This is a genomic window from Brucella ciceri, from assembly GCF_041930145.1.
Taxonomy (GTDB): domain Bacteria; phylum Pseudomonadota; class Alphaproteobacteria; order Rhizobiales; family Rhizobiaceae; genus Brucella; species Brucella intermedia.
In genome coordinates this window covers 26,036-50,050 of sequence record NZ_JBHEEV010000010.1, presented here as the reverse complement: position 1 = coordinate 50,050, position 24,015 = coordinate 26,036, and the positions used below count along the sequence as shown (strand labels likewise).

Sequence of the window (24,015 nt, the reverse complement as noted above, 5' to 3'; positions counted from 1 at the left end):
CGGCCAGAGCGGTTCCGGTTAAAACGGAGTCATTGGGACCGCTCTGTCTCTTTGTTTGTACGCGCATCTATTCGGGCGTTTCTTTTTGCAGCTCATCTTCTGCTCGATAGGGACGAGGACGGTGAACGAGCGTCACCAGCACCACCGAGATGATCATCAGCAGATACCACGAGCCGAGCTTGCTCATCGATACGAACTCCCAGCCGTCGCGCTGGTTGGGGTAAAGCCAGGCCCTCGACCAAGTGCCGATGTTTTCGGCGATCCAGATGAAGAGCGAGGTCAGCAGGAAGGCGATCAGCAGCGGCATCTTGTGCCGGAAGCGGAAGACGCGGTAATGCATGGAGGTACGCCAGAAAAGCGCGAAGGTCGCGGCAAACAGCAGCCAGCGCATGTCCTGGATAAAGTGGTGGGCGAAGAAATTGATGTAGATCGCCGCAGCCAGAACTACGGTCATCCAGAGCGGTGGATAGTGGTTCAGCCTGATATCGAAAATGCGGTTGATGCGGGCCATATAGGAGCCGACAGCCGCATACATGAAGCCGGAAAAGAGCGGCACGCCGCCGATGCGGAAGAAGTTTTCCTCCGGATAGACCCATGAACCGGCATGGGTCTTGAACACCTCCATCGCAGTCCCGACCACATGGAAGATGAGGATGACCTTGGCTTCCTCCCACGCTTCCAGCTTGAAGACCAGCATGGCGAGCTGGATCGCAAGCGCGGCGAGGAACAGGAAATCATAGCGGGTAACGAACCCCGCTCCGCCATCCGGCCAGAACCAGCGGGTGATGATGATGAGCGCCAGCATGGCGCCGCCGAAAAGGCAGGCCCATGCCTGTTTCAGCCCGAAAACCAGAAATTCGATCAGGGCGTCGGAGACGGGATGGCGGGGCAGGGCATCGAGAACACGATGCGCTGCCGCGTCCAGCCATTTTTCAAGGCCGGTGAAATGCCTATCTTGGCGCAACAATTTCTTCCAGAAACCGGGTCAGGTTGTCGGTCACATAGTCCACCTGATCGGTGAACTCGGGATCGCTTTCCCATATTTCGGAAAAAGTAGGCTCAAAATTATTCGGCACGACCAGCACGGTTTTCATGCCAAGCGCTTTGGGGACGACCAGATTGCGCGCCAGATCCTCGAACATCACGGCCTTGCCCGCATCGATGCCGAAGGAGCCGAGGAAACGGTCATAGGTGACCCGTTCCGGTTTCGGCGTCAGCCCTGCCGCCACGATGTCGAAGATATCGTCGAAATCATCGAGGATTCCGAGCTGGCGCGCCGCGCGTTCGGCATGGCCGCGATCCCCATTGGTGAAGATGAAGCGACGGCCCGGCAGCGCCTTGATGGCCTCGCCCAGAGCCGGATCGGGCTTCAGCCACGTATAGTCGATATCATGAACCTTTTGCAGAAAGTCGTCCGGGTCGATCTGATGGCACTCCATCAGGCCTTTCAGCGTGGTGCCGTATTCCAGATAGAACTGCTTTTGAATCTTGCGCGCCTCGTCGCGCGGCAGGTTGAGCAGCGCCTCGACATAGCTCGTCATCTTCACGTCGATCTGCGAAAACAGATTGGCGGCGTGCGGGTAGAGCGTATTGTCGAGGTCGAACACCCAGTCCGTGACGTGGGCGAAGGCAGCTCTGTCCGGAATATCGGTCATGGTTTTTTCCTTACGGCACGATCAACGCGCATCTTACCCGAAAACCGTTTCACACTTTTCGGGATGCGCTCGACGGCACGATCAACGTGCTTCTTTTTTAAGGCACGATCAGCGTGCCGGCACCGTGCTCGGTGAAAAGCTCAAGCAGCACGGAATGCGGGGTCTTGCCGTTAAGGATGACGACGCCTTCCACGCCGCGGCGGATGGCGTCGATGCAGGTTTCCACCTTGGGGATCATGCCGCCGGAAATCGTGCCGTCCTTGATGAGCGCCTGCGCATCGGCAACCGACAGTTCCTTGATGAGGTTCTTGTCCTTGTCCAGCACGCCCGGCACATCGGTCAGGAACAGGAGGCGCGTTGCGGCCAGCGCACCGGCAATCGCGCCCGCAAAAGTGTCGGCATTGATGTTGTAGGTGTGGCCGTCGCGGCCCGGCGCCACCGGCGCAATGACCGGGATCATCTCGGAGCGGGCCAGAAGGTCGAGCAGGGTGCGGTCCACTTCCGCCGGTTCGCCGACGAAGCCAAGGTCCAGCACTTTCTCGATATTGGAATCCGGGTCGATGACGGTCTTGTGCGCCTTCCGCGCAAAGACCATGTTGCCGTCCTTGCCGCAAAGCCCGATGGCCCATTCGCCTTCGGCATTGATGAGCGCGACGATCTCCTTGTTGATGGAACCGGCCAGAACCATTTCCACGATCTCGACGGTCTTTTCATCGGTGACGCGCAGGCCGCCTTCGAAGCGGGATTCGATGCCGAGCTTGGTCAGCATGGCCTGAATCTGCGGGCCGCCGCCATGTACGACGATCGGGTTTACACCCGACTGCTTCAAAAGCGCGATATCCCGTGCGAAAGCCTTGCCCAGCTCCGGATTGCCCATGGCGTGGCCGCCATATTTCACGACGACATGCTTGTTCTCGTAGCGCTGCATATAGGGCAGGGCTGCGGACAGGAGTTGCGCTTGCATTTCGGGATTTTCAAGTGTCGTCATCGCGGGCTCCATGGCAGGCGACAGGGCAGGGAGAAACAGGTTTTTCTAGACTGGTTTTGTGGCAATTGGAATCGGCTGCAGCGTATTTTTCGCTTCACCCTTCGCGATTATTTGAATTTGCAGCCGGAAACCTGTCGAATAGAAAGCCTGACGGGATTTTTCGAGCCGAATGATTTTTTGAGCCGAATGATTTTATGAGAACGTTTTCATGCGCAAGATTTTCCTTACCGCCTTCGCATTCCTGATTGGTGCAACCGCGTCCCATGCCGCGCCCCCGCAAACCACCGAGACGATCATCCTTGTCCGCCATGGCGAGAAGCCGGAAGGCGGCATGGGGCAGTTGAGCTGCCGGGGCCTTAACCGTTCCCTGAAACTGCCCGCCGTCATTGCAAAGGATTTTGGCAAGCCGGACGCCATTTTCGCGCCAGATCCCGCAAAGGAGAAGATGGATGGCGGCGTTTCCTACGCCTATATCCGCCCGCTGGCGACGGTGGAGCCGACGGCGATCCGCTTCGGAATGCCGGTCGATACGCGCTTCGGTTATGGCGAGATCGAAAAGCTGCAAGCCGCACTTGAACAGCCGCAATATGCCAGTGCCACGATACTGATCGGCTGGGAGCACAAGCAGCTCTACAAGCTGGCCCGGAATCTTCTGCAGGAGAATGGCGGAGATAAAGCTGCGGTGCCCAAATGGCGTGGCGATGATTTCGACAGCATCTATGTGCTGCATATCCAGCGCAGCGAGGGGCATTCAAGCGCCCGTTTCGAGCGCCTCAATGAAGGGCTGGACGGGCAGCCTGCAAGCTGCCCGCTTTAAAGGATTTACGGGGCGTTAAAAGAGGGAATATGGGCTCTTTTTATTGTTGATGTTTAACAAATTACATTATAAATGTTGGCTACGCATACCTGAAATATGTATAGTCTCCGATTATTTTTCTGCCGTCATTCTTGTATACGGTGTAATTTATATAATAGTACGACAAAGACCTTCTTTGAATATCATTCGATATTATTGCATAAGTGTCTATTTTTATTTTAGAGCTCCCGTCTATTGTCCAGTCCGACGCAGCTAGTTCGTATGATTTGCTAGATCCGTAGTCGTTGTTTGTGTTCAATACAATATAATCGTCACTAGACATATCAATGTACGGAGGTATGCTTATATATAAAGAATAGTTTCCTAAATATGCTTTTGATGTAGTTGAGTTAGAAAGAAGCTGAGAAAGATCTTTATTTAGTATTTCTACGGGTAATCCACTAATTATATTTGGTATGTCGATCTCGGTGGTCGTGGATTTGTACAGCGCGCCCCCATCATTTGCACCGGTATTTATGGTATACCATAGGGCGATTTTTTTACCGGCGTGAGGAAAAAGATCCTTTGATGGGATAAGTATGCTCTTGTATGAATTCTGAGGGGACACTGAAGAGTTGCGATAATTGATCCGGGTTTGGTGTACATATTCACCGTCGCCAACAACAGCATATAAATAAAGTATATCATTTTCGGTCAATTCCTCGACATATTGCAGGACAACAGCGGAAGAAACCGGGGGAAGGTTCTGCGGAGGCTCCGTCATGTATGTCAGGCCTGACGATAAGTGCGGTGGCGTCAAGTCGAGCGTTATATCCGAAAAGAACTTGAGGCCTGATTCCTCCGATATGTTCGATACCGAAGGGTAGCCTTCAACGCTTCCTGTCGGCACGGCATAGGAAATCGGAATTGTGGCGCCCGGCCTCATGTCCTGACCTGCGAGTTGTTCCTTTTTTAATAAGAAGATAATGCTGGTCCCGACATCGTTCTCTGAGACTTCATATGATTCAGAGGTGGAAATGCCGACGTTCAAATATACACGGTCTCCCTTTCTCATGTTTTGATATGGTGGTATGGTAACAAGAACGACAAAATCTTCTTCCTCAACCCCTATTTTCTCAGGAGAAAGTGTTGGGCTCTTTAAATTTTGATTAGGTGTCGCGTTCCTGGTCAAAGAGTCATCGGACCGATAAATTGACGGCGTTACGTGAATCTTTTTCATTATGATCCCTCTTTAAAAATGCGTTATTTAATTTTAGATAATTTATACTGAGGTTGTTTAGAATTAACTTTCGAAAATTCTGAATAAGCGCCATCAACGCTCTCATTACGACCTCTGCCCCCAACATCCCTTAGGGCAGAGCGTTCTAAATCCATGTAGGAATAAACTCGAAAGTCATCGGGGCACTAGCGATCGGGGTTCACGGAAGAGACTTTGAGATACGATACCTGCGATATATTCGATATGGCAGGATAACCTTCGACACTTTCCACCGGCACGATATATGAAACTGGAATTGTGGTGTTTGGTTTCATATCCTGGTCGGAGAATTCTTCCCTCTTTAGCAAGTGGGTAATATTGTTCCCGACATCGTTTTCTGTAACTTCGTAAGGCTCGGAGGTAAAGAGGCCGACATCCAGATATATATGATCTCCGGCTTTCATGTTTGGGTATGGCGGGACGGTAACTGCAACGACAGCATCTTCATCTTCCACTTCTATTGTATCAGGAGATAGTGTCGGGCTTTTTAGATTTACATTAGGCTTCGTATTCATGTTTTACCTTCCAAAAAGAAGTATTCCATCTTGTTTCTTTTGCGTATAAGAATGCTATATCTGTTTTATACGTATTTCTTTTGATTTGTATTTCTCTCTGAAGAGAGTGGTATTCTTGATGGGAGCCATCAATGGCTTTCGCTATTGCCTCTGCCCCAAATATTCCGTGAGCCAAGGCGTTCAAGATACCGTGTGAAGACAAGGGATCGAAGGTCATCGCGGCGTCACCGATTGCCGTCCATCCCTCTCCCCCTGTCGTTGTTAGGATCGATCCGCTGGCATCAATGCCCCGCGGGCGCTCCCAAGTCTGATCGAAACTGCAATACCGTTTCAGATGCAGCGCATCCCGCATCGCTTCAGCGAACATGGCCGGGCTCCGAAGCAGGAAACGGGCATGTTCGGCGCTGGTCTGCATGGCTGCAACCCGTCGCCCGTCCGGCAGGGCAGCAGTGTACCACCATCCTTCGGAAACTGCTTCCACAAGGGTGCGGGATTCCCTGGACCGGTTTTTCCCCCAGCTGTAAACCGCAACAAGGGGACTATCCTTTATGCGTCTTATTCCAAGACTGCGGGATAGGATGCTATGGCGTCCGCTGGCATCGATCAGCCATCGAGTACGAAACGTCGCCTGGGCAAGTTGAACGGACCACAGTTCTGGGTCCGCTCGGTTGATGCGCCGGATGTGACCGGAGAAAAAAGTTGCACCGGCGGCCTGAGCGGCTTGTTGCAGGCATTTGTCGAATGCAACCCGGTCGATATGCCAGCCGTTCCCGTATGAACTGAAAAGAAAATCATTCGAAACGAGTTCCCGGGATCCCCAAGCCGACAGGTCCCCGGGGTTTTCAAGTGGATGGCTATGCTGCACCCATTCGAAAAGGCCTTTTCTTTTCAGCAGATGGATTGCCTGGCCGGGCAGGCTTTCACCGATCCGGTATAGTGACCTGCTCGGCGGCCGATCCACCACCAGTACGTGGAGACCGGCTTTTGCGAGCGTGAAGGCAGCGGCAGAACCCGCCGTACCGCCTCCGATCACGAGGCAGTCGTATATCATTCCGCGATATGCTCAACATAGATATTGTGTGGGACATTTTCCAAATCGGTGGGCCCTTCTTTTAGAAGAACAATGCCCAATTTATCGAAGTTATGTATCATATATTGCATCTGCTGTTCCGCCTCGCCCGGTTCGCGGCTGTCGGAATTGGAGGATAAGGACCGCCACCACTTTCTCCGATTTTCAAAGGCCGCAATTCGGTCGGCGGGGCTCTGGGGGCCGATCACTGTCAAGTAATCCTGAAATGTCAGCACATGGTTTGGCACGCGGGCCGGCCAGTACGCGGGCGTGTACTCGCCGTAGTTGGCAGGATTCTGTGCGTCGTAGCCTGCCCGACAGCGGGCGGTATCTCCATGCCAAGGAAGCGCCATCCAGCGGGTCAGGCCACCGGGGGGTTGGGCACCCAGTCCTCTGTCCGGCGTATGCGCGGCCATGTACTCAAATTGTTCGTGTTGCTCGGGCACGTCAATTTCATCTGCATTTGCCTCTCTTATCCTGAAAGGGCCCCGATAAATACTGGCTTGGCGGACTGGCCATGTCAGCTCGCAACCAGGGTGGAATGCGTCGGCAAGACAGAAGTGAAGGGCGGCTTTGTCCAGCATCGCAGGCTGGTCATTGATCGGTACATCGTCAAAGGATGCATGAATCGGAGACGGAGATCCGGTTACAAAATCGCCATCAGCCCATTTCTTGAGCCAGGAATAGCGAATATAGGAAAGGGAGAAGACGTCTTGCGGATTATTGACATTCAATAGATGTTGAGTTGCATCATCCTCGATCTCGCCAAAGGAGTCGCCATAAAGCAATGGCCATTGGTGCGGATCGCATTTGTCCTCATACGGGCTGTGAAACTTGCTGAATATTTCCTGCCGCTTTTCCTTATGGGGATCTAATCCGGAAGTTTTGGGCGTCTTAAGCTTGTCAATGAGGTTCTGGTCCGTGAAATCATATTCTTTTCCCGGTCCGAAAAGTTCATGAAAGCCCTTGTTCACCCAAGACAAGTTGGAGAGCCGCTGCAAGCATGGAAGTATGTGCTCCATGAAAGAAACTTCCTTGGGCATCGGCAACATGCCAGCCTCTGTATGCACCTCTTCGAGTAGTTCATAAAGTGTCCTGAAACCTATAATGTCAGGAGCGTAATTGGGCGGTGCGCTAAACACCCACGCAGAGTCCGCATCATAGGTCTTGCCGTTAATTGTCACCTCGGCATGCACGGGGCCGTCTGCGATGTCGTCGTACCAGCCTACAGCATTGTTGAAGTAACCTTCGTTACCATCAAGAACAGGATTGTTCGGATATGGTGAATCCGCCAGTCCCTTACCTCCCAGGACCAGAAGCCGGCCTTCGCTGTCTGTCCGCAATTCTCCCAAACTCACTTCTTCCGTCAGGAACTTTCCTGTCATCGGCGCAGATCGTTGGGATTTGCCGGTAATGGTCATCGGTTCGGGAGTGATCGCAAGGGAAGCCCTGTCCTCGACTTTCGGATTCCTGACGCCGGAGGGTTTGTGCTCCTCCGAGGCGAAAAACGCCGTGTCCCAGGCATGGTCGGCGGTGAACCATTGCGCCTTCCTGTTGGCCAGGGTTACCTTCCATGTGACGTTGACGCCGTTGCCGGGCAGGATTTCCTTGACGACGTCTCCTTTGGCATTGAAACCATATAGCCTGAAGCGGGCAGCCTGCCGCTTTATCCTGCCGCTTTCATCCCGTATTTTCTTGAGGGGCATGGGAGGAGGCGTATCGGTTTCCGGACCGATATACATATCGGTATAGTCGTCCTCGCCGCGAATCCACGAGCCATCCTTAAGCTCACTGTTGCCAACCCGTGCGACGCCGATGCCAGGATGAATGGCCACGCGGACGATTTCCGTATCCGGCTGTACATTGGAACTCACGTCTGACCACGGGGTGTCATGCTCCGGCGCATCATAGGCAGCATCGTTGAATGCCGGGGGGCGGGGGCTAACGGGTTCACCAACGGATTGCCCGTTCAGGTCACGCCTGCTTTTGGCGGCGATTTCATAGGAGATTCTTCGTGCCAGCGCGATCTCTCCATAAGGAACGTTGTCCGGCAGGGTGCGCCAAGGATTGAAGGCAAGAGATTCGATGTAGTCATCCTGGCCTCGTTGGGCCATATCCTGCTGCAGAATTTCCAGCGTGCCGATCTTATAGATATTCTTGCTGTCATTCGTTTTGAAAGGCTCCGTCTCAGGACCATCCGGATTATTCGGATCCATCCAGTTATCAGAGGCGTTTTCCACAGATTGGTAAGGTGAGGTGTGGAGGTGGATATAAAAATCGAAAATATAAGGAGCCGTTTTTAGATTATCGATCAGATCCGCCCGCAAGAATCCGGGATCGGTTTTGTCCTTGGTGGGCAATGTTGTCTGATTGGCGCGGGGAGAGAGAATGTATTTGCAATAACTTGTAAAGCCATTGCTTTCCGGAATGCCCAGGATGAAAGGCACACAACTCCAGTAAGTCTCGGTCAGGGCGCTCGAAGGATCCGAAGCTATCATGCCATTGATGATTTCGTTGAGCGCCTCGTTTTCCGGTCTATTTCGGAAATCCTTCAGGGTGCCGCTGGCTTTTGCTGCCATATATCCGGCCATCTGCTTCGCATCGCTGGCGAAGAATACCTGGTAGTTCTGGAGCGGAAAATCGACGGTAGTACGCTGACTGGGGCTGTCCTGCGATGGAGGATAGTCGAGCACATTCAATCCAGGAACATTGAATAGTTTTATACTGCATCCAATGGTGCTGTTTCGGTCGCTTTCGCCGAAATTGATGTCACTTCCAAACCGAACCCATGCGTCATATTGGGCTTCCTGTGCGAAAAGACCTTTCTTGAGAAGCGCAACATGCTGATCGTTTGGATCAAGCGCGTCATGCGAGATCGTAAACTTCGCACAAACTCCCCCATGAGTCTTTATGAAAGCTCCGCGCCTGCCGGGGGTTTGACCATTTTGAAAATTTTTATATTGTTTATTATAAATAAATCCATCTACAATGGTCTTCATATCCGCCGTGAGGTCGTTATCCATTGTATATGTTTGATTTTTGTAGTCGTATTTATAGCGAGCCATAGATTCAAACCCTTATTACGATGAATCATGGCAATATATTTGTTTCAAATATTCCTTTGGAGCTGTCGATACTGACAGCATCTCTATGGGAGTGCGTTATTGCGAAAGACGGCGCTGCTCTGACGGTGCGTAGATTTCTACTCCTTCGTCACGAGCGCGATTGCCGCTCGCAGTTCGTCGAGACCCACACCCTTTTCCGACGAGGTGGCGATGATCCCGGGGAAGCAGGCCGCGCGCTTGTAGGTGAGCTTGTGCGTTTCTTCCAGCAGGCGCGGCACGCCAGCAGGCTTGATCTTGTCGATCTTGGTAAGCACGATCTGGTAGGAAACCGCCGCCTTGTCGAGAAGGTCGAGCACTTCCGCATCGTTCTTCTTGATGCCATGGCGGGCGTCGATCAGCACATAGACGCGCTTCAGCGTGGTGCGTCCGCGCAGGTAATCGAACACAAGGCGCGTCCAGGCATCGACCTGCGCTTTCGGCGCTTCGGCGAAACCGTAACCCGGCATGTCGACCAGGGCCAGCGGCGGCAGGTCGCCATTCTCGCCGGAATAGCCGTCCGGCACGAAATAGTTCAGTTCCTGCGTGCGGCCCGGCGTGTTGGATGTGCGCGCAAGGCCCTTCTTGTTGACGAGCGCATTGATCAGCGACGACTTGCCGACATTGGAGCGGCCCGCAAAGGCGATCTCCACCGGGCCTTCCGGCGGCAGGAATTTCATCGACGGTACGCCACGAATGAAAATCCATGATTTCTTGAAAAGCAGGCGTCCTTCCTCGACAAGTGCCGCCTGGGCTTCCCGGACTGCATCCGCCGCTGCCTGAGCGGCCCTGATCGCCGCCTGCTTCTTATCCTGCTCGCTCAATGGTTCTGTCCCGGTCGGTGTGTTCTCTTGCGTACACGCATCAATGTTATGGGCCGCATTGTCAACATGAGGGTACAAAAACCCCGCCGAAGCGGGGTTCTTTCAAGTCTATTTCTTCGCCTCTTTCGGCTTTCGCTTGAAGAGGCTCTTGAGATTGTCGAAGAGCTCGATCTTCACGCCCTGGCGCTTCATGATGATGCCCTGCTGGGTGATGGAGAGCAGGTTGTTCCATGCCCAGTAGATCACCAGACCAGCCGGGAACGAAGCCAGCATGAAGGTGAAGATCACCGGCATCCAGGTGAAGATGGCAGCCTGCGTCGGGTCCGGAGGCGTCGGGTTCATGCGCATCTGCAGGAACATGGTGATGCCCATCAGAAGCGGCCAGACGCCGATCATCAGGAAGTGCGGCACGGCGAAAGGCAGCAGGCCGAACAGGTTGAAGAGCGAGGTCGGATCGGGCGCTGCAAGGTCCTGGATCCAGCCGAAGAACGGCGCGTGGCGCATTTCGATGGTGACATAGAGCACCTTGTAAAGCGCGAAGAACACCGGAATCTGCACCAGCACCGGCCAGCAACCGGCCAGAGGATTGATCTTCTCTTCCTTGTAGAGCTTCATCATCTCCTGCTGCTGCCGCATCTTGTCATCCGCATATTTCTCGCGGATTTCAGTGAGCTTCGGCTGCACCAGCTTCATGCGTGCCATCGACTTGTACGACTTGTTGGCAAGCGGGAAGAACAGGCCCTTCAGCAGAACGGTGACGACCAGAATGGCGACGCCGAAATTGCCGGAGAACTTGTAGATCCAGTCGATGAGATAGAACATCGGCTTAGTGATGAAGTAGAACCAGCCCCAGTCGATCAGCAGTTCAAACTGCTTGATGCCAAGCGTTTCCTCGTAGTTCTTGATGAGGGAAACCACTTTCGCGCCTGCGAAGACATGGTTCTTCACCGTCTGGGTCTGGCCCGGCGCAATGGTCATCGGCGCACCGAGGAAATCGGCCTGATAGCGCGGACGGTCATTGGTGAAATGCGAGAAACGGCCAGTGAACTTTTCGTCCTGCGGCGGAATGAGCGTCGCCGCCCAGTACTTGTCGGTGATGCCGAGCCAGCCGCCCTGGACATCCTTGAACGAGATGTCCTTGTTGTCCTCGATCTTGGAATATTTGATTTCCTGCAGGCCGTCCTGACCCATGACGCCGATCAGGCCCTCATGCAGCACATAGGTGGCGCTGGCATGTTCGGGCTGGTTGAAGCGGGTCACGCGGCCATAGGAGGCAAGCGAGATCGGCGCACCGGAATTGTTCACGATCGTATCCTCGACCGAGAACATGTAGGATTCGTCGACCGAGATGATGCGCTTGAAGGTGATGTTCTTCTCGTTGGTATAGGTCAGCGTAACGGGCGTCGTCTGCGTCAGCCTGTTGTTGCCTTCCACGGTCCAGACCGTGTTCGGTCCGGGAACGGGACCGGTGGTCTCGTTGCCGGTGAAGCCCAGTTCGACGAAATAGCCCTGCTGCAGCGGCGACGGCGCGAGCAGTTCGATGTTCGGCGAATTGTTGTCGACGGTCTCGTGATAGTTCTTCAGGAAGATGTCGTCGAGGCGGGCGCCGGTCAGGTTGATCGAACCGCGCAGCGAAGGCGTGTCGATTTCGATGCGCTGCGTCTGGGCAACGGCTGCCTCGCGGGTCAGCGTGCCGCCGCCGGCTGCGACATCGCTGTGACCGGGAACGTTCCCGGAGGCGGCGGGCATCTGCGGCGTGTCGCCGTTCTGACCACCTTGCGCCTGCTGCTGCGTCGCCTGTTGTTTTTGCTGCTGCTGCTCCTCAATGCGTGCCTGCTCCCGCTGGGCTTCCGATTTCGGACCCAGATAAAACACTTGCCACAGCGTCAGCACGAGGATGGACAGGGCAATGGTGATGAAGAAATTACGATTATTTTCCATTGACGGGTCCTGATTCCGGTCTTTCCGTTCGGCGTTTCCCATCGCCCCGCCGTTCACCCTTCGCCTTGATGCGGCGGGAGAGTTCTTCGGTCAGTCGCGAAAAGGGCGCAGTGAGGGCTTGCTCGCGCGCTACGATCACATAGTCGGTCGAAGGCGCCATGTCACGCCCTGCGTGACAACGAACCGCTTCTCTGAGCCTGCGGCGGATGCGGTTTCTTATCACGGCGTTGCCGTTCTTCTTCGTTACGGTGAAACCTGCACGGGGTTTGTCGCCGATCCTGGCGGCTTGCGATTCCTCTTCGGTCCGTTCCCGGACTTCAAGAAGAAACAGTGGACCACGTCGCTTTTCACCATTCCTCAAAGCCAAAAACTCCGCTCTCTTGCGAAGGCGGAGTATTTGTTTCGGCTTGTTCATTTCTTTAGTCACCGCGCGACAGCGCGGGAAAAGATTAAGCGGAAAGCCGCTTACGGCCGCGCGAACGGCGAGCGGCGAGAACCTTGCGGCCGCCGGTGGTTGCCATGCGTGCACGGAAACCGTGACGACGCTTGCGGACGATCTTGGATGGCTGGTAAGTGCGCTTCATTTATTTAATACCGCGGTGTGCGGCCCTTCTTGATTCTGTTTTTCCGTTGAACATGACCTTGTCCGAAACCGTTATTCACTTTCGGGGTCATGCTCTATTGAACAGGAGCTGGTTCTTTCCCTTGCGATGGACAGCACAAAACCATCCGTAAAACCGCGCGGGCGAACGTGACGCGGCTTATAGGGTGAGGGCGGGAAAGAGTCAATGCCGTCATCATGGGCCGTCATCATGGGCTGTCATCATGGGCTGTCATCATGGGCTGTCATGGGCTGTCATCGGCCGCCATCGCCATATGATCACAGCTGCGCTTCAATCGCCGCCTTGTCGATGACCGAACAGACCCGTCTTATCAGCGTATTCTCGAACTCGTAGAAAACATTTTCGGCGAACCGCACCCGCCTGCCGTTGACCGGCAACCCGAACAGCATCCCCTTTGGCGTGCAGTCGAATTGCAGGCGGCTGGCGATGCGGGGCGGCTCGCTGACAAGAAACTCTATGTTGAAGCGCAGGTCGGGGATGGCCTCGAAATCCTGTTCCAGCATCCTGCGATAGCCATCAAGGCCCAATGCCCTGCCATTGTGCACAGCCTCTTCATGCACATAAAGTCCGAGGTCGTCCCAGTCCTGCCGGTTCAGGCATGCGATATAGTCGCGGTAAATCTCGGCGAGCGGTTGCGCCATGCTTTCCTCCTCCTGGAGAGCGGTTCGGTCAAAACGAGCTTGCCGGAGCCGCGCCGGCTATTTCGTCGCATTATACTGCGCATCGCAGCCGGATAGAAACCAGTCGAATGAACGGATTTCCCCGCGTGGGCGCTCCACGCTTTTGCGGGAAATGCTGTTTTCACTGAAATAGCATCATTCAGGCTGGCATTGGCATTGCCAAAGCGGATCAGGGCTTTAATAAGGATACGCAACATTTTCACATGCGGGCCATGCCCGCGGAAGAGCAGTATCGAGAGGAGTCCACCATGAGCATCCGTCGCATCGGAGTCGGCCCGCGCATGAGCCAGGCCGTCATTCACGGCAACACCGTTTATCTCGCCGGTCAGGTGGGAAATCCTGGCGCCAGCGTCACAGACCAGACCAAGGCCGTTCTGGCCGAGGTGGACCGTCTTCTCAAGGAAGCGGGCTCCGACAAGACCAAGATCCTTCAGGCCATCATCTGGCTCGCCGACATGAAGGACTTTGCCGAAATGAACGCCGTCTGGGATGCATGGGTCGATCCGGCTCACACGCCTGCACGCGCCACCGGCGAGGCAGCGCTGGCAACGCCTGACTACAAGGTCGAGATCATCATCACCGCCGCGGTGTAATCTGGCCCATAAAAGATTACCCCGTCGAAGTTACGGCTTCGGCGGGGTTTTCATGAGCGGTTCCCGTCGGCAGTGCCGACCAAACCCTTCGCACTTTTGCCGGAAATGCCCTATTCGCGTATGCGCTCCGAAAAGCCGTCGCGTCCGCCTGCCAGCGCCCTTGCATCGATCGATGCGCGCTGGCGCAGTTCCTCCAGCGTGCCGCCATTCTCCAGCCAGCCGTGATCGTACAGATAGCCGGGCAGGAAGCCTGACAGAAGAATGCGGTAATCGAAGGGGAAGTTCGGGTCCAGCACCCGCGCCATGTGGAAGATGATCGTGGTGCAGTTCGCGGTCAGCGTATTGTAGAATTTCGGCTGCTCGGCCAGTTGATTGCCCAGCGTGACATAGGAGAGGAAGAGTTCGCGCGCGCCTGCGGGCGGCAGATTGACGCGATAGCGATAGACATTTTCCTTGCGGACATTGGTGCGCAGATAAATGATATCGCGTTCTTCCGCCGCGATCATCGCCAGCTCGAACTGGCGGAAGAACCCGGCAATGGCGGAAAAGACCTCGTGATGCTCGCGGCGGATTTCGCCTGAAAACACCACATGACGGCCATCCTCGAAGCCGAACGACAGAAGTGTGTGGGCGATAGCCGGGCTCGACCAGTAGGAAAGAAAGACGTCGACCGATGTGATCTTGCTGAGGTCGTAGGTTTCTTCCTTCCAGTTGGGCGTGAAATCCTCCGTCGTCCGCCAGATGAAATCGCGGACATTGGAAAGGGTGACGAGATCGCCATTGACCTGCCCGGTCACCGTGCGGGCAACATCGGGCGCCCAGATGCGGTTGAGGGACGGGCGCACCGTGGACCAGGCCGCCAGCATCGCCAGCGCAAGAAGGCAGAAGAAGAGCCGCCTGCGCCAGCAGCTGTAATGTCTTTCGCCTATAATCACCGCAAGGGCGATCAGAAGCCAGATGGCGATGACGGAGCCGCGCATGGCATCGCCGAAGGGCAGCTGGAACCACATGGCGAAGCTGGCCCAGATCGCAAAGACAAGGGTGAATAGAATGAAGACGAATTTGCCTGCGATGCGGACGGGAGCCGATTTCAGGAGAGAAGACATATGCATTCCGTATTCGTCAGTTGCCGCCGCCGGGAACTATTCCGTGTGCGGAAATCGCGGCGATACTGACATGATTTGCATCGTCATGTCATGGGGGTAAGTGTGGGAACACGAAATTTAGATTCTATATTAGAATTCTTGCAAAAAGGCTCTCGCTGGCGGCTTATTTCTTTGCCGCGATTGCTTCGCCGCGCGGGCGGGAAACAGGCTTGCGGTTGCGGGCGTGCGGACGCACCAGACGCCACAGCAGCAGCGCGCCGACGATCCCGGCATAGATGACCGGTTCGGCAGGCCAGCTTTTCACCGACATGATGAAATGGATCGCGCCGCCCGCGATTGCCAGATAGACCAGCTTGTGCAGGCTGTTCCAGCGCCGCCCGAGCTTGCGGATCGACCAGTTGTTGGAGGTAAGCGCCAGCGGCACCAGCAGAACAAGGCTGATCATGCCGATGGTGATGAAGGGCCGCCGCACGATATCGGTGACGATGGCGGAAATATTCAGGCCCTGATCCAGCAGCATGTAGGTGGCGAAGTGCATCAGCGCATAATAGAAGGCGAGGAGACCGAGCGCCCGGCGGTAGCGCAGCAGCGCAATGCCGGTCAGGTCGCGGATCGGCGTGACCATGAGGGTGAGAATGAGGAAGCGCAGCGCCCACAGGCCGAGCGTGTGTTCAAAGGTCTTGACCGGATCGGCGCCGAGATTGCCGCTTGCGCCCAGATAGAAGGTCCAGACAGCCGGGACGAGACCGACCGCGTAAAGCAGCCAGATTTTCCATTCACCGGGCCGGATTGTTTTCTTCCGCTCTGTCCGGGTCGCTGCCGCCATGTCAGTAATTCACCTTCAGGTCCATGCCCGCATAAAGCGATGCGACTTCCTCGCCATAGCCGTTGAACGGCAATGTCGGGCGTCGGCCCGAGCCCAGAAAGCCGCCTTCGCCGATGCGCCGCTCGGTCGCCTGGCTCCAGCGCGGATGGTCGACCTCCGGGTTCACATTGGCGTAGAAACCATATTCGTTGGCGGCCTGCTGCTGCCACGAGGTTGGCGGCTGCTTTTCGACGAAGCTGATTTTGGTGATCGCCTTGATCCCCTTGAAGCCGTATTTCCACGGCACGACCAGCCGGATCGGCGCGCCGTTCGCATTGGGCAATGTCTCGCCGTAAAGGCCGACCGAGAGGATGGTCAGCGGATGCATGGCCTCGTCAAGGCGCAGGCCCTCGATATAGGGCCAGTCGAGAACCTGAAAGAGGCCGGTCTGGCCCGGCATTTCCTCCGGTCGCACGAGGCCGGTAAAGGCGATGTATTTGGCCGAACCGAGCGGCTCCACCTGCGCCAGCAGGCTTGCGAGCGGAAATCCGATCCACGGAATGACCATCGACCACGCCTCGACGCAGCGCATCCGATAGATGCGCTCTTCAAGCGGCATCCGGGCAATCAGATCCTGAATGTCGAATTCCTTCGGCTGCTTGACGAGGCCGTCGACGGTGAGCTTCCAGGGCAGCGGCTTGTAATTGCCGGAATTGGCGGAAGGGTCGCTCTTGTCCGTGCCGAACTCGTAGAAATTATTGTAGGTCGTGACGGCATCCTGCGGCGTCAGCTTCTCGTCCACCTTATAGGCGGAAGCCTTGGCCTTCAGCGGTTCGGCAAAAGCCGAAGAGGCAATGCCAGCGGCGGCGAGGGCGCCGGCGCCAACCATGAACGAGCGGCGGTTGAGATAGAGGCTTTTGGGCGTCACCGCATCATAAGTGAGGCGGGCGGATGAAAAACGCCCCGGTTTGAAGCTGCTCATTGTCGTTCCCACTTCCAAAATAATTGACCCTCAAGTTGCAGACATGATTCCACGTAAAGGCGTCAAAAGCATGGATAATCTGCGGCCAGTGCGGTGGTCACGCATTGTTGAAGCCGCGTGAATGCGTAACAGAATGTAACACGATGTAACTTTTCGTGCATTCTGCCATATTCTCGCTAAAACTCTGCTGTTAACCGCATTACATTAGCGCAACCGAACGAGCGACTTCGGACTAAATTCGCTATCGCCGGCAGGGGTGGGGACGCACCCGGGAAGAGCTGCCTTCAAACCTTCGTTAACGTCTCATTGGCTATGTTGAGATCATGGTAAAGAAGATGTTTATGGCCGCTTTGGCGGCAGCTGCATTCACGGTGGCGGCTGGCTCGGCTCTGGCTGAGGGACAGCCCGTTTCGACCAACGGTCAGGGCAAGGCCCTGAGCGCCATCGCCGCATCGATGAAAGAAGAGCAGGGCGCTCCCAAGCTGGGTGAAGGGGTGACAATGCGCGAGAAGAAGATGGATACGGAAACGACGCCGGAACAGAATTTTTCGCGCAGCAGGCAGTTCATCCATCGCTTCTACAAGCCGGAAAACGCCTCCAGTGAACTGGTGATCCTGCTGCACGGTTCGGGCGGAAATGAAACCAGCCTCGTGCCGATGGCATCCAAAATCTGGCCGCGGGCCACGCTGCTCGGCATTCGTGGCCGCGTGATGCAGGATGGCGGCACGCGCTGGTACAAGCGCATCACGCCCGTAAAGTTCGACCAGAAGGATATCAAGCTCGAAGCCAATGCCTTCGTGACCTTCCTCACGCGACTGGCCGACGACAAGGAACTCGACCTCACCCACGCAACCTTCGTGGGCTATTCGAACGGCGCCAATCTTCTGGCGGCGACGATGATGCTCCACCCCGATCTGGTGAAGCGGGCTGTCCTCATGCGTTCGATGCCGGTTCTGGACAATGCGCCCGCCGCCAATCTGAGCAAGGCGCGCGTTCTGACCATCACGGGCGAGGATGACAAGCTTTATTCGCCCTTTGCGCCAGCGCTTTCAGCGCTTCTGCGCTCCGGCGGCGCGCGCGTCGACGCCCGCACCATCGATGCGGATCATATGCTGGGCGAAAAGGATGTCGCGGCCATCAGCCAATGGGTCGCGTCGCTCGGACCGGATGGCGCACCGGCGGTCTCGATGAAAAGGCAGTAAGGCAATAAGGCAATAGGGCAGTATGTTAAGGGAGTAGGGGAATAAGGGAGTAGGGGAGTATGTTTTTAGGTTGCGGACGATCGCAACGCACATAGCCTTCTCTGCCCTACTGCCCTACTGCCCTAATCGGCTATCGAAACCACGCCGCAATCCCCGGCCTCCGAGCCGAAGACGAGGCGGTGGCCCTGTTCATCCCAGCCCATGCTGGTGATTGCGCCCTTGCCGGGGCGGCGCAGGAGGACTTCCTTGCTGTCGGCGAAACGTGCGATCAGGATCATGCCGTCATTATAGCCAATGGCCGCAATGTCCTCGACCGGGTGGCAGGCAACCGATGTCACCATGCTGTCGCCGCGAAGGCCAAGCTCCAGGGGAGCCTTGCCCATCGGGCCGTCCTTGCCCGCAAAAGGCCAGACGATTGCCGCGGGCGCGCCGGAAGTGGCGAGCCACTTGGCCTTGGCGCTCCAAGACCAGTCCTTCACCTTGGCCGGATAGCCGGTCATGCGCATGTGCTTGGTATCTTCGAGACGCCAGCCATGCAGCGCATTTTCCTGCATCGAGGTGATGAGGAAGCGGCCATCGGGCGAGAAGATCACCCCGATATGCGCGCCTTTCCATTCCAGTTCGACGGGCTTTGCCGCCGTGCCGGTCCAGATCAGCGTTGCGCCGTTATAGCGTGCAATCGCCAGCCGCTGGCCCTTCGGCGCAAAGGCGATGGCTTCGACGCTGCGTTCCTGCGCAAATTCCTGCACCTTGCCGTCGGACGTGCGCACCCACGCAGTGCGGCCAGACGCAAAACCGACAGTTCCGCCGGGGCCTGCTGCGACAGCGGTCATCCATTTGCGCGGAACCTTTGCAAGTTCGCTCACCGTTCCATCGACGTCGGTGCGGCACACGCGACCGTCTTCGCCGCCGGTGATGAGCGATTTTCCATCAACGGAAACGGTCGCGCTCAACAGCCCGTCATGGGCGGCAAAGGTCCTGCTTCCATTGTTAAGCTGATGGATCGCGCCATCGGCCATGGCGAAGAAGGGAATGCCGCCGACAAAGCGCGCATAAAGACAATGACCTTCAAGGTCGAGCGGAGCTACTGTAGGCATCGGCTTCCGGTATTGTTTATTGATGAGGGCATTTCCAGCAAAGCTTTGGAGCGGTTACTGGAAATGCGCAAGAGGAAACAGGGGGCGCTCCCGGTTCAGTCCGAACCGGAGGCTTATTTCGCCTGGCTATTCTCGAAACCGGCCTTCAGGGCGGCGGGGTCGAGTTCGCGTCCGATGAAGACGAGGCGGCTTTCCCGCTTTTCGTCTTCCTTCCAGGCGCGCTGGTGATCGCCTTCGATGATCATGTGCACGCCCTGCACCACATAGCGGTCCGGGTCGTCCTTGAAAGCGATGATGCCCTTGAGGCGCAGGATGTTCGGTCCCTGCGTCTGGGTGATGTTCTGTATCCACGGGAAGAATTTCGCCGGGTCGATTTCACCTGCCCTCAGCGATACCGACTTCACCGTCACATCATGGATCGGCGAGGCGTGATCGTGGTGGTGATGATGGTCATGATCGCAATCAGGGCCGCACACATGGTCGTGGTCGTGGTGATGATCATGGTCGTGATCATGCGCATGGTGATGGTGTCCATGGTGGTCATGATCATGGTGATCGTGATCGCAATCCGGTCCGCATACGTGGTCGGGATGGTCGTGGTCGAGGAAGTGCGGATCGTTGTCCAGAACGCGCTTGAGGTCGAAGGCGCCGCGATCCAGCACGCGGTCGAGCGGGATGGAGGCGCGCTCGGTGCGGTGGATGATGGCGTGCGGGTTGATGGCGCGCACGGTCGCCTCGATGGCGGCCAGTTCCTGCGGCGTGACAAGGTCGGTCTTGTTGATGAGCACCACGTCGGCAAAGGCGATCTGGTCTTCCGCCTCGCGGCTGTCCTTCAGACGCAGCGGCAGGTGCTTGGCATCGACAAGGGCGACAACCGCGTCGAGGCCGGTCTTGGCGCGCACATCGTCATCCATGAAGAAGGTCTGCGCGACCGGAACCGGGTCGGCAAGGCCGGTGGTCTCCACGATGATGGCGTCGAAACGGCCCGGGCGGCGCATCAGGCCTTCCACCACGCGGATCAGGTCGCCGCGCACGGTGCAGCAGATGCAGCCATTGTTCATTTCGTAGATTTCTTCGTCCGACTCGACGATCAGGTCGTTGTCGATGCCGATCTCGCCGAATTCATTGACGATGACGGCATAACGCTTGCCGTGGTTCTCGGTCAGGATGCGGTTGAGAAGGGTGGTCTTGCCCGAACCCAGATAACCCGTCAGAACGGTCACGGGGATGCGGCCAGCTTCAGTGGTCGTCTTGGTTTCAGACGGAGCTTCGGTTTGGGCTTCAGCCTGGCTCATGGTCATGCCTCTTGAAGTTGTGGCCTTGTGAAGTCGGGGTCGAGGGCAGCCAGCGCGAAGCGGCACGGCACCGAAACCCCGGATAGGACAATTCATATAAGGGAAGGGCGGCGTGAATGCCATATGCAATGCTATAATATTACATTCTCGTCGTTCACGATGATGGCAGTGGCTTTTCCCGAAGCTTGCCGTATGCGGACGTCAGATCTCACCCCTCTAAAGAAGTTTCCGATAGAAGATCACCCGCTCCGTTTCATCAAAACCCAGCGCCGTGTGAAAGCTCTGGCTGTCCCGGTTTTCGAGCAGAACGTCGGAGGCAAATTCGGTGCAGCCTTTTTCCCGGCCCCAGTTTGCGATTGCCTCGCAAAGCAAGCGCGCGGTGCCACGCTGGCGATATTCAGGAGAGACGTAGATTCCCTCGAGGAACAGGACAGGCGATGTCCCGCAGCCGTTGACATAGTCGCGCCGCAACGCTGCCTCCGCGAAGCCTGCGATCTGACCGCCAGCGCTTTCCGCGATGAATGTTACGGCATCAGGGTCCTCCTGATCGAGCGTCTCGTAAATCTCCTGCAGATGCTGCTCAAGGCTGGTGTCGGGCCAGAGCGCATGGCGCAATTGCGCCCATGCCTCGGCATGTTCCCTTCGTGCGACGAGCGTGCCCATCCCGATATATCCGGGCTCAGCTCGCCTGACTGGCGAGACGTTGCGATTTGAACCGGGCAAGATCGAACCTGTCGACATCGCGCAGCAGGTCGATGAAACCGGCGACCGCGTTGGCGATCAGCTTTTCCCCGGCTTCCGCCGTTGCGGCGGCGGCGTTGCCGGCAACGCCTTCCGGGTTGAGATCGTGCATCTTCCAGCCGAAGGCATGCGGGCCGTAAGCGCGCAGGAACCTGAACTCCTCGGCATAGCGTGACTGGGCATTGGAGAAATTGCGCGCCTTCGACATGTCCACCAGATCGGGGCGCAGGGCCAGCATCACCGATGTCTCGATGAAGCCGCCGTGAATGTCGAGCGCCTTTTCCTCCGGCGTGATCAGGCCTTCCGGCAGGCCGAAGCGGGTCCAGCTCGTGGCAACGGCAAGCATGTCGAGCCGTGTGCGCAGCTCCGTCGCGACAATCGTCATCAGGGGCGAATTTCCGCCATGCGCGTTCAGCATGACCAGTTTGCGGATGCCGCCCGCATGAAGATTTTCACCGATGCCGATCCACTGGTTCACGGCCTCGGCATAGGCGAGGCTCTGGGTTCCTTCCGTGTCCATGTGCTCAATGGAATAGCCGACCGGCTGGGCGGGCAGGAAATTGACGTTGAGTTCGGCGGGCAGCGCATCGCTGACGCGCGCGACAATGCCTTCGGCGATGATCGTATCCGTTTCAAACGGCAGGTGAGGTCCATGCTGTTCGTGAGCGCCAAGGGGCAGGACGACAATCATGTCGCTGTTTTGCTCGCGCAGATCGGTCATGTTTTCCTCGCTTTATTCTTTTCTTCGAGCCTGAGACCCTAACGCTCGTTAGCCATGACAGCAACCGGGCCTTGTTGTTTCATAAGTCGGACAATATTTTACGATATATGAATGGACGGGACTATCGATCAGGCGACAGGAAATAGTTTATTTTGAACAGGCACCTCGTCCGAAACCGTTTCGCTTTTCGGGGATGTGCTCCAAAGAAACAAGGGCGAGGTGGCGATGAGCAAGGACAATAAGGCGGTTGTACTTTACCGGCTGCAATCCGTGGCGAGGCTGTCGCGGACGGTGCTGGCCACGCGGCTTCTGGAGCAGGGGCTCTATGCGGGGCAGGATGCGGTCATGCTGCAACTGGCGGCCGAGGACGGGCTGACGCCCGGCGTTCTGGCGCAGCGCCTGGGTGTGCGTCCGCCCACCATCACCAAAACCATTGCGCGCCTGCAAAGCCAGGGTTTCGTCGCCAAGCGCGCCTCGGAAACCGATCAGCGCCAGTCGCATATCTATCTCACGCAGGCTGGTCTGGAGACCATCAAGGCAATCGAGAAGTCCATTCGCAAGACCGAGAAGGACATGCTGAAAGGCCTCGACAAGAAGGATCGCAAGACCTTCCTCAAGATGCTGAGCCGGATGGAGAGCAATCTTGCGCTTCGTGGCGTCGTGCGCCTTGCGGAAGAACCGGAAACGGAAGTGCTGGAAGAGGACGAGGTGGAATAAGTCCGCCCTTTCGCCGGCTCTAACTATTTGTTTTGACGCGCATCTTGGCGGGAAACCGTGAAACACTTTTCAGGTTGCGTGCTATCGAAAATGCTTCCAATTCAAGGATGGCAATGGCATAACCGTTCGCAGGACGAACGGTCGCGTCCTGCCTTGTCAGGTTGCGGCTGCGTCTCCGACTGCGGCACGGACCAATTTGGGGAGGCGACTTGGCCCAGAAAATAAAGCTATCGACCATCGCTGACGCGCTTGGTGTTTCGACAGCCACAGTTTCGCTCGCTTTGCGCGACAGCCCCCTCGTTGCCGACCAGACCCGCGAGAAGATCAAGGAACATGCCCGCGCCATCGGTTATATCTATAACCGTCGCGCTGCGAGCCTGCGCACCTCGCGTTCCGGCATTGTCGGCGTCGTGGTGCATGACATCATGAACCCGTTCTTCGCGGAAATCCTCAAATCCATCGAAACGGAACTGGACCGGTCGCGGCAGACCTTCATCCTGTCCAATCACTACGACCAGCTGGAAAAGCAGCGCACCTTCATGGATACGCTTTTGCAGCTCGGTGCGGACGGGGTCATCATGTCGCCCGCCATCGGCACCCCGCCGGAAGATATCCAGCTTGCCGAAGATAACGGCCTGCCGGTCGTGCTGATCGCGCGCAGCGTCGAGGGCGTTCACGCGCCGGTGTTCCGGGGCGACGACGCCTATGGCATCGGTCTTGCCACCAATCACCTGATTTCGCTGGGGCACACGCGCATCGCCATGATCGGCGGTACCGACCAGACCTCGACGGGCCGCGACCGCTATCGCGGCTATGTGCAGGCCATGGAAAAGGCCGGGCTTGAGGTTCGTCCCGACTGGCGCATCGCCGGGCCGCGCACGAAACAGGGCGGCTTTGAGGTCGCGCCGCAATTTCTGGCGCTGAAGGACAAGCCGACGGCGGCGGTCTGCTGGAACGACCTGACGGCCATCGGCCTGATGAACGGCATTGCCCGCGCCGGGCTGGTGCCGGGCGAGGACATTTCCGTGACCGGCTATGACGATCTGGAGGAAGCGGCCATTGCGACGCCAGCGCTGACGACCGTCTGGAACGGCCAGCGCGAGGTGGGGCGCCGTGCGGCGCGCGCGCTGCTCGACCAGTTGAACGGCGTCGAGGTGTCCTCGATGCAGGAACTCATCAAGCCGGAACTGCATATCCGGCAATCGACGTCCAAGCCGAAACACGGCTGATTTCCCCCGCACCGGCTGTCTTCCAGGGGTCGGTTTTCTTTACGCATTATCCTAAG

24 protein-coding genes are annotated in these 24,015 nt (G+C 56.7%); 5 read left to right on the top strand and 19 right to left on the bottom strand.

Features of this window, described 5'->3' with window-relative positions; all coding sequences use genetic code 11:
* Positions 1-67: 67 nt before the first annotated feature.
* The 3 genes from JNC63_RS17860 to argB form a co-directional block, all read right to left on the bottom strand.
* Positions 68-964 (bottom strand): DUF817 domain-containing protein, encoded by an 897-nt coding sequence (locus tag JNC63_RS17860; RefSeq protein ID WP_063881530.1) that lies wholly within the window; start codon positions 962-964, stop codon positions 68-70.
* Positions 951-1,655, bottom strand: a complete 705-nt coding sequence (locus tag JNC63_RS17855) for a pyrimidine 5'-nucleotidase (protein ID WP_025090810.1) — start codon at positions 1,653-1,655, stop codon at positions 951-953. Before JNC63_RS17855 ends, JNC63_RS17860 begins: the two co-directional genes overlap by 14 nt.
* Before the next feature lie 97 nt (positions 1,656-1,752).
* On the bottom strand, positions 1,753-2,643 hold the full coding sequence (gene argB / locus JNC63_RS17850) for an acetylglutamate kinase (RefSeq protein ID WP_006472297.1): 891 nt from the start codon (positions 2,641-2,643) through the stop codon (positions 1,753-1,755).
* Between the two features lie 208 nt (positions 2,644-2,851).
* On the opposite strand from argB, the gene JNC63_RS17845 reads away from it, so the two are divergent.
* Positions 2,852-3,460 (top strand): hypothetical protein, encoded by a 609-nt coding sequence (locus tag JNC63_RS17845; RefSeq protein WP_063881529.1) that lies wholly within the window; start codon positions 2,852-2,854, stop codon positions 3,458-3,460.
* Positions 3,461-3,539: 79 nt separating this feature from the next.
* Here the strand turns inward: JNC63_RS17845 and JNC63_RS17840 are convergent, their stop codons facing one another.
* The 9 genes from JNC63_RS17840 to JNC63_RS17800 form a co-directional block, all read right to left on the bottom strand.
* A complete protein-coding gene (locus JNC63_RS17840) occupies positions 3,540-4,679 on the bottom strand; it encodes a hypothetical protein (RefSeq protein ID WP_138725359.1) in 1,140 nt (379 codons plus the stop codon).
* A 185-nt stretch (positions 4,680-4,864) separates the two neighbouring features.
* On the bottom strand, positions 4,865-5,233 hold the full coding sequence (locus tag JNC63_RS17835; RefSeq protein WP_113387999.1) for a hypothetical protein: 369 nt from the start codon (positions 5,231-5,233) through the stop codon (positions 4,865-4,867).
* On the bottom strand, positions 5,217-6,284 hold the full coding sequence (locus JNC63_RS17830; RefSeq protein WP_063881526.1) for an NAD(P)/FAD-dependent oxidoreductase: 1,068 nt from the start codon (positions 6,282-6,284) through the stop codon (positions 5,217-5,219). Before JNC63_RS17830 ends, JNC63_RS17835 begins: the two co-directional genes overlap by 17 nt.
* Positions 6,281-9,367, bottom strand: a complete 3,087-nt coding sequence (locus tag JNC63_RS17825) for a LodA/GoxA family CTQ-dependent oxidase (protein WP_075042314.1) — start codon at positions 9,365-9,367, stop codon at positions 6,281-6,283. The genes JNC63_RS17830 and JNC63_RS17825 overlap by 4 nt, the downstream gene beginning before the upstream one ends.
* A 137-nt stretch (positions 9,368-9,504) precedes the next feature.
* The gene (gene yihA / locus JNC63_RS17820; RefSeq protein WP_374846608.1) at positions 9,505-10,272 is read right to left on the bottom strand and encodes a ribosome biogenesis GTP-binding protein YihA/YsxC; all 768 of its coding nucleotides are present in this window, start codon (positions 10,270-10,272) and stop codon (positions 9,505-9,507) included.
* A 63-nt stretch (positions 10,273-10,335) separates the two neighbouring features.
* Positions 10,336-12,168 carry a membrane protein insertase YidC gene (yidC, locus tag JNC63_RS17815; protein WP_063881524.1) on the bottom strand — a complete coding sequence of 611 codons (1,833 nt, stop codon included), beginning with the start codon at positions 12,166-12,168 and terminating at the stop codon, positions 10,336-10,338.
* Positions 12,158-12,583: a ribonuclease P protein component gene (gene rnpA / locus JNC63_RS17810; protein WP_036565519.1), complete on the bottom strand. Its 426-nt coding sequence runs from the start codon at positions 12,581-12,583 to the stop codon at positions 12,158-12,160. The genes yidC and rnpA overlap by 11 nt, the downstream gene beginning before the upstream one ends.
* Positions 12,584-12,617: 34 nt before the next feature.
* Positions 12,618-12,752, bottom strand: coding sequence for a 50S ribosomal protein L34 (gene rpmH, locus JNC63_RS17805; protein ID WP_006467565.1), 135 nt, complete (start codon positions 12,750-12,752; stop codon positions 12,618-12,620).
* Positions 12,753-13,048: 296 nt separating this feature from the next.
* On the bottom strand, positions 13,049-13,432 hold the full coding sequence (locus JNC63_RS17800) for an ester cyclase (protein WP_063881523.1): 384 nt from the start codon (positions 13,430-13,432) through the stop codon (positions 13,049-13,051).
* Between the two features lie 287 nt (positions 13,433-13,719).
* Here JNC63_RS17800 and JNC63_RS17795 point away from each other — a divergent pair, with 287 nt between their 5' ends.
* A complete protein-coding gene (locus tag JNC63_RS17795; protein WP_006472300.1) occupies positions 13,720-14,064 on the top strand; it encodes a RidA family protein in 345 nt (114 codons plus the stop codon).
* Between the two features lie 110 nt (positions 14,065-14,174).
* Here JNC63_RS17795 and JNC63_RS17790 read toward each other — a convergent pair whose 3' ends face one another.
* The 3 genes from JNC63_RS17790 to msrP all read right to left on the bottom strand — a co-directional run bounded on the left by JNC63_RS17790 (position 14,175) and on the right by msrP (position 16,957).
* Positions 14,175-15,176 (bottom strand): Lnb N-terminal periplasmic domain-containing protein, encoded by a 1,002-nt coding sequence (locus JNC63_RS17790; RefSeq protein ID WP_063881522.1) that lies wholly within the window; start codon positions 15,174-15,176, stop codon positions 14,175-14,177.
* Positions 15,177-15,333: 157 nt separating this feature from the next.
* Complete coding sequence (msrQ, locus tag JNC63_RS17785) at positions 15,334-15,996, bottom strand: protein-methionine-sulfoxide reductase heme-binding subunit MsrQ (protein WP_063881521.1); 663 nt, start codon at positions 15,994-15,996, stop codon at positions 15,334-15,336.
* Position 15,997: 1 nt separating this feature from the next.
* Positions 15,998-16,957 (bottom strand): protein-methionine-sulfoxide reductase catalytic subunit MsrP, encoded by a 960-nt coding sequence (gene msrP, locus JNC63_RS17780; RefSeq protein ID WP_063881520.1) that lies wholly within the window; start codon positions 16,955-16,957, stop codon positions 15,998-16,000.
* Positions 16,958-17,280: 323 nt separating this feature from the next.
* Between msrP and JNC63_RS17775 the strand changes: the two genes are divergently transcribed.
* Entirely contained in the window at positions 17,281-18,159 is an 879-nt protein-coding gene (locus tag JNC63_RS17775) for an alpha/beta hydrolase (protein ID WP_006467559.1), read from the top strand.
* Between the two features lie 122 nt (positions 18,160-18,281).
* On the opposite strand, the gene JNC63_RS17770 is transcribed toward JNC63_RS17775, so the two are convergent.
* The 4 genes from JNC63_RS17770 to JNC63_RS17755 all read right to left on the bottom strand — a co-directional run bounded on the left by JNC63_RS17770 (position 18,282) and on the right by JNC63_RS17755 (position 22,013).
* Complete coding sequence (locus tag JNC63_RS17770) at positions 18,282-19,256, bottom strand: WD40 repeat domain-containing protein (RefSeq protein ID WP_063881519.1); 975 nt, start codon at positions 19,254-19,256, stop codon at positions 18,282-18,284.
* Positions 19,257-19,369: 113 nt separating this feature from the next.
* The gene (locus JNC63_RS17765; protein WP_031346844.1) at positions 19,370-20,551 is read right to left on the bottom strand and encodes a CobW family GTP-binding protein; all 1,182 of its coding nucleotides are present in this window, start codon (positions 20,549-20,551) and stop codon (positions 19,370-19,372) included.
* A gap of 216 nt (positions 20,552-20,767) precedes the next feature.
* Positions 20,768-21,214 carry an aminoglycoside 6'-N-acetyltransferase gene (aac(6'), locus tag JNC63_RS17760; protein ID WP_063881518.1) on the bottom strand — a complete coding sequence of 149 codons (447 nt, stop codon included), beginning with the start codon at positions 21,212-21,214 and terminating at the stop codon, positions 20,768-20,770.
* Positions 21,215-21,230: 16 nt separating this feature from the next.
* On the bottom strand, positions 21,231-22,013 hold the full coding sequence (locus tag JNC63_RS17755; protein ID WP_063881517.1) for a creatininase family protein: 783 nt from the start codon (positions 22,011-22,013) through the stop codon (positions 21,231-21,233).
* A 225-nt stretch (positions 22,014-22,238) separates the two neighbouring features.
* On the opposite strand from JNC63_RS17755, the gene JNC63_RS17750 reads away from it, so the two are divergent.
* Positions 22,239-22,730 (top strand): MarR family winged helix-turn-helix transcriptional regulator, encoded by a 492-nt coding sequence (locus tag JNC63_RS17750; protein ID WP_063881516.1) that lies wholly within the window; start codon positions 22,239-22,241, stop codon positions 22,728-22,730.
* A gap of 209 nt (positions 22,731-22,939) precedes the next feature.
* Positions 22,940-23,959 carry a LacI family DNA-binding transcriptional regulator gene (locus JNC63_RS17745; RefSeq protein WP_006471199.1) on the top strand — a complete coding sequence of 340 codons (1,020 nt, stop codon included), beginning with the start codon at positions 22,940-22,942 and terminating at the stop codon, positions 23,957-23,959.
* Positions 23,960-24,015 lie beyond the last annotated feature (56 nt).

Coding starts and splice junctions, on each gene's coding strand:
- JNC63_RS17855 (WP_025090810.1), bottom strand. CDS start 1,655: ATGACCGATATTCCGGACAGAGCTGCCTTCGCCCACGTCACGGACTGG.
- argB (WP_006472297.1), bottom strand. CDS start 2,643: ATGACGACACTTGAAAATCCCGAAATGCAAGCGCAACTCCTGTCCGCA.
- JNC63_RS17845 (WP_063881529.1), top strand. CDS start 2,852: ATGCGCAAGATTTTCCTTACCGCCTTCGCATTCCTGATTGGTGCAACC.
- JNC63_RS17840 (WP_138725359.1), bottom strand. CDS start 4,679: ATGAAAAAGATTCACGTAACGCCGTCAATTTATCGGTCCGATGACTCT.
- JNC63_RS17835 (WP_113387999.1), bottom strand. CDS start 5,233: ATGAATACGAAGCCTAATGTAAATCTAAAAAGCCCGACACTATCTCCT.
- JNC63_RS17830 (WP_063881526.1), bottom strand. CDS start 6,284: ATGATATACGACTGCCTCGTGATCGGAGGCGGTACGGCGGGTTCTGCC.
- JNC63_RS17825 (WP_075042314.1), bottom strand. CDS start 9,367: ATGGCTCGCTATAAATACGACTACAAAAATCAAACATATACAATGGAT.
- yidC (WP_063881524.1), bottom strand. CDS start 12,168: ATGGAAAATAATCGTAATTTCTTCATCACCATTGCCCTGTCCATCCTC.
- rnpA (WP_036565519.1), bottom strand. CDS start 12,583: ATGAACAAGCCGAAACAAATACTCCGCCTTCGCAAGAGAGCGGAGTTT.
- rpmH (WP_006467565.1), bottom strand. CDS start 12,752: ATGAAGCGCACTTACCAGCCATCCAAGATCGTCCGCAAGCGTCGTCAC.
- JNC63_RS17800 (WP_063881523.1), bottom strand. CDS start 13,432: ATGGCGCAACCGCTCGCCGAGATTTACCGCGACTATATCGCATGCCTG.
- JNC63_RS17795 (WP_006472300.1), top strand. CDS start 13,720: ATGAGCATCCGTCGCATCGGAGTCGGCCCGCGCATGAGCCAGGCCGTC.
- JNC63_RS17790 (WP_063881522.1), bottom strand. CDS start 15,176: ATGCATATGTCTTCTCTCCTGAAATCGGCTCCCGTCCGCATCGCAGGC.
- msrQ (WP_063881521.1), bottom strand. CDS start 15,996: ATGGCGGCAGCGACCCGGACAGAGCGGAAGAAAACAATCCGGCCCGGT.
- msrP (WP_063881520.1), bottom strand. CDS start 16,957: ATGAGCAGCTTCAAACCGGGGCGTTTTTCATCCGCCCGCCTCACTTAT.
- JNC63_RS17775 (WP_006467559.1), top strand. CDS start 17,281: ATGGTAAAGAAGATGTTTATGGCCGCTTTGGCGGCAGCTGCATTCACG.
- JNC63_RS17770 (WP_063881519.1), bottom strand. CDS start 19,256: ATGCCTACAGTAGCTCCGCTCGACCTTGAAGGTCATTGTCTTTATGCG.
- JNC63_RS17765 (WP_031346844.1), bottom strand. CDS start 20,551: ATGAGCCAGGCTGAAGCCCAAACCGAAGCTCCGTCTGAAACCAAGACG.
- JNC63_RS17755 (WP_063881517.1), bottom strand. CDS start 22,013: ATGACCGATCTGCGCGAGCAAAACAGCGACATGATTGTCGTCCTGCCC.
- JNC63_RS17750 (WP_063881516.1), top strand. CDS start 22,239: ATGAGCAAGGACAATAAGGCGGTTGTACTTTACCGGCTGCAATCCGTG.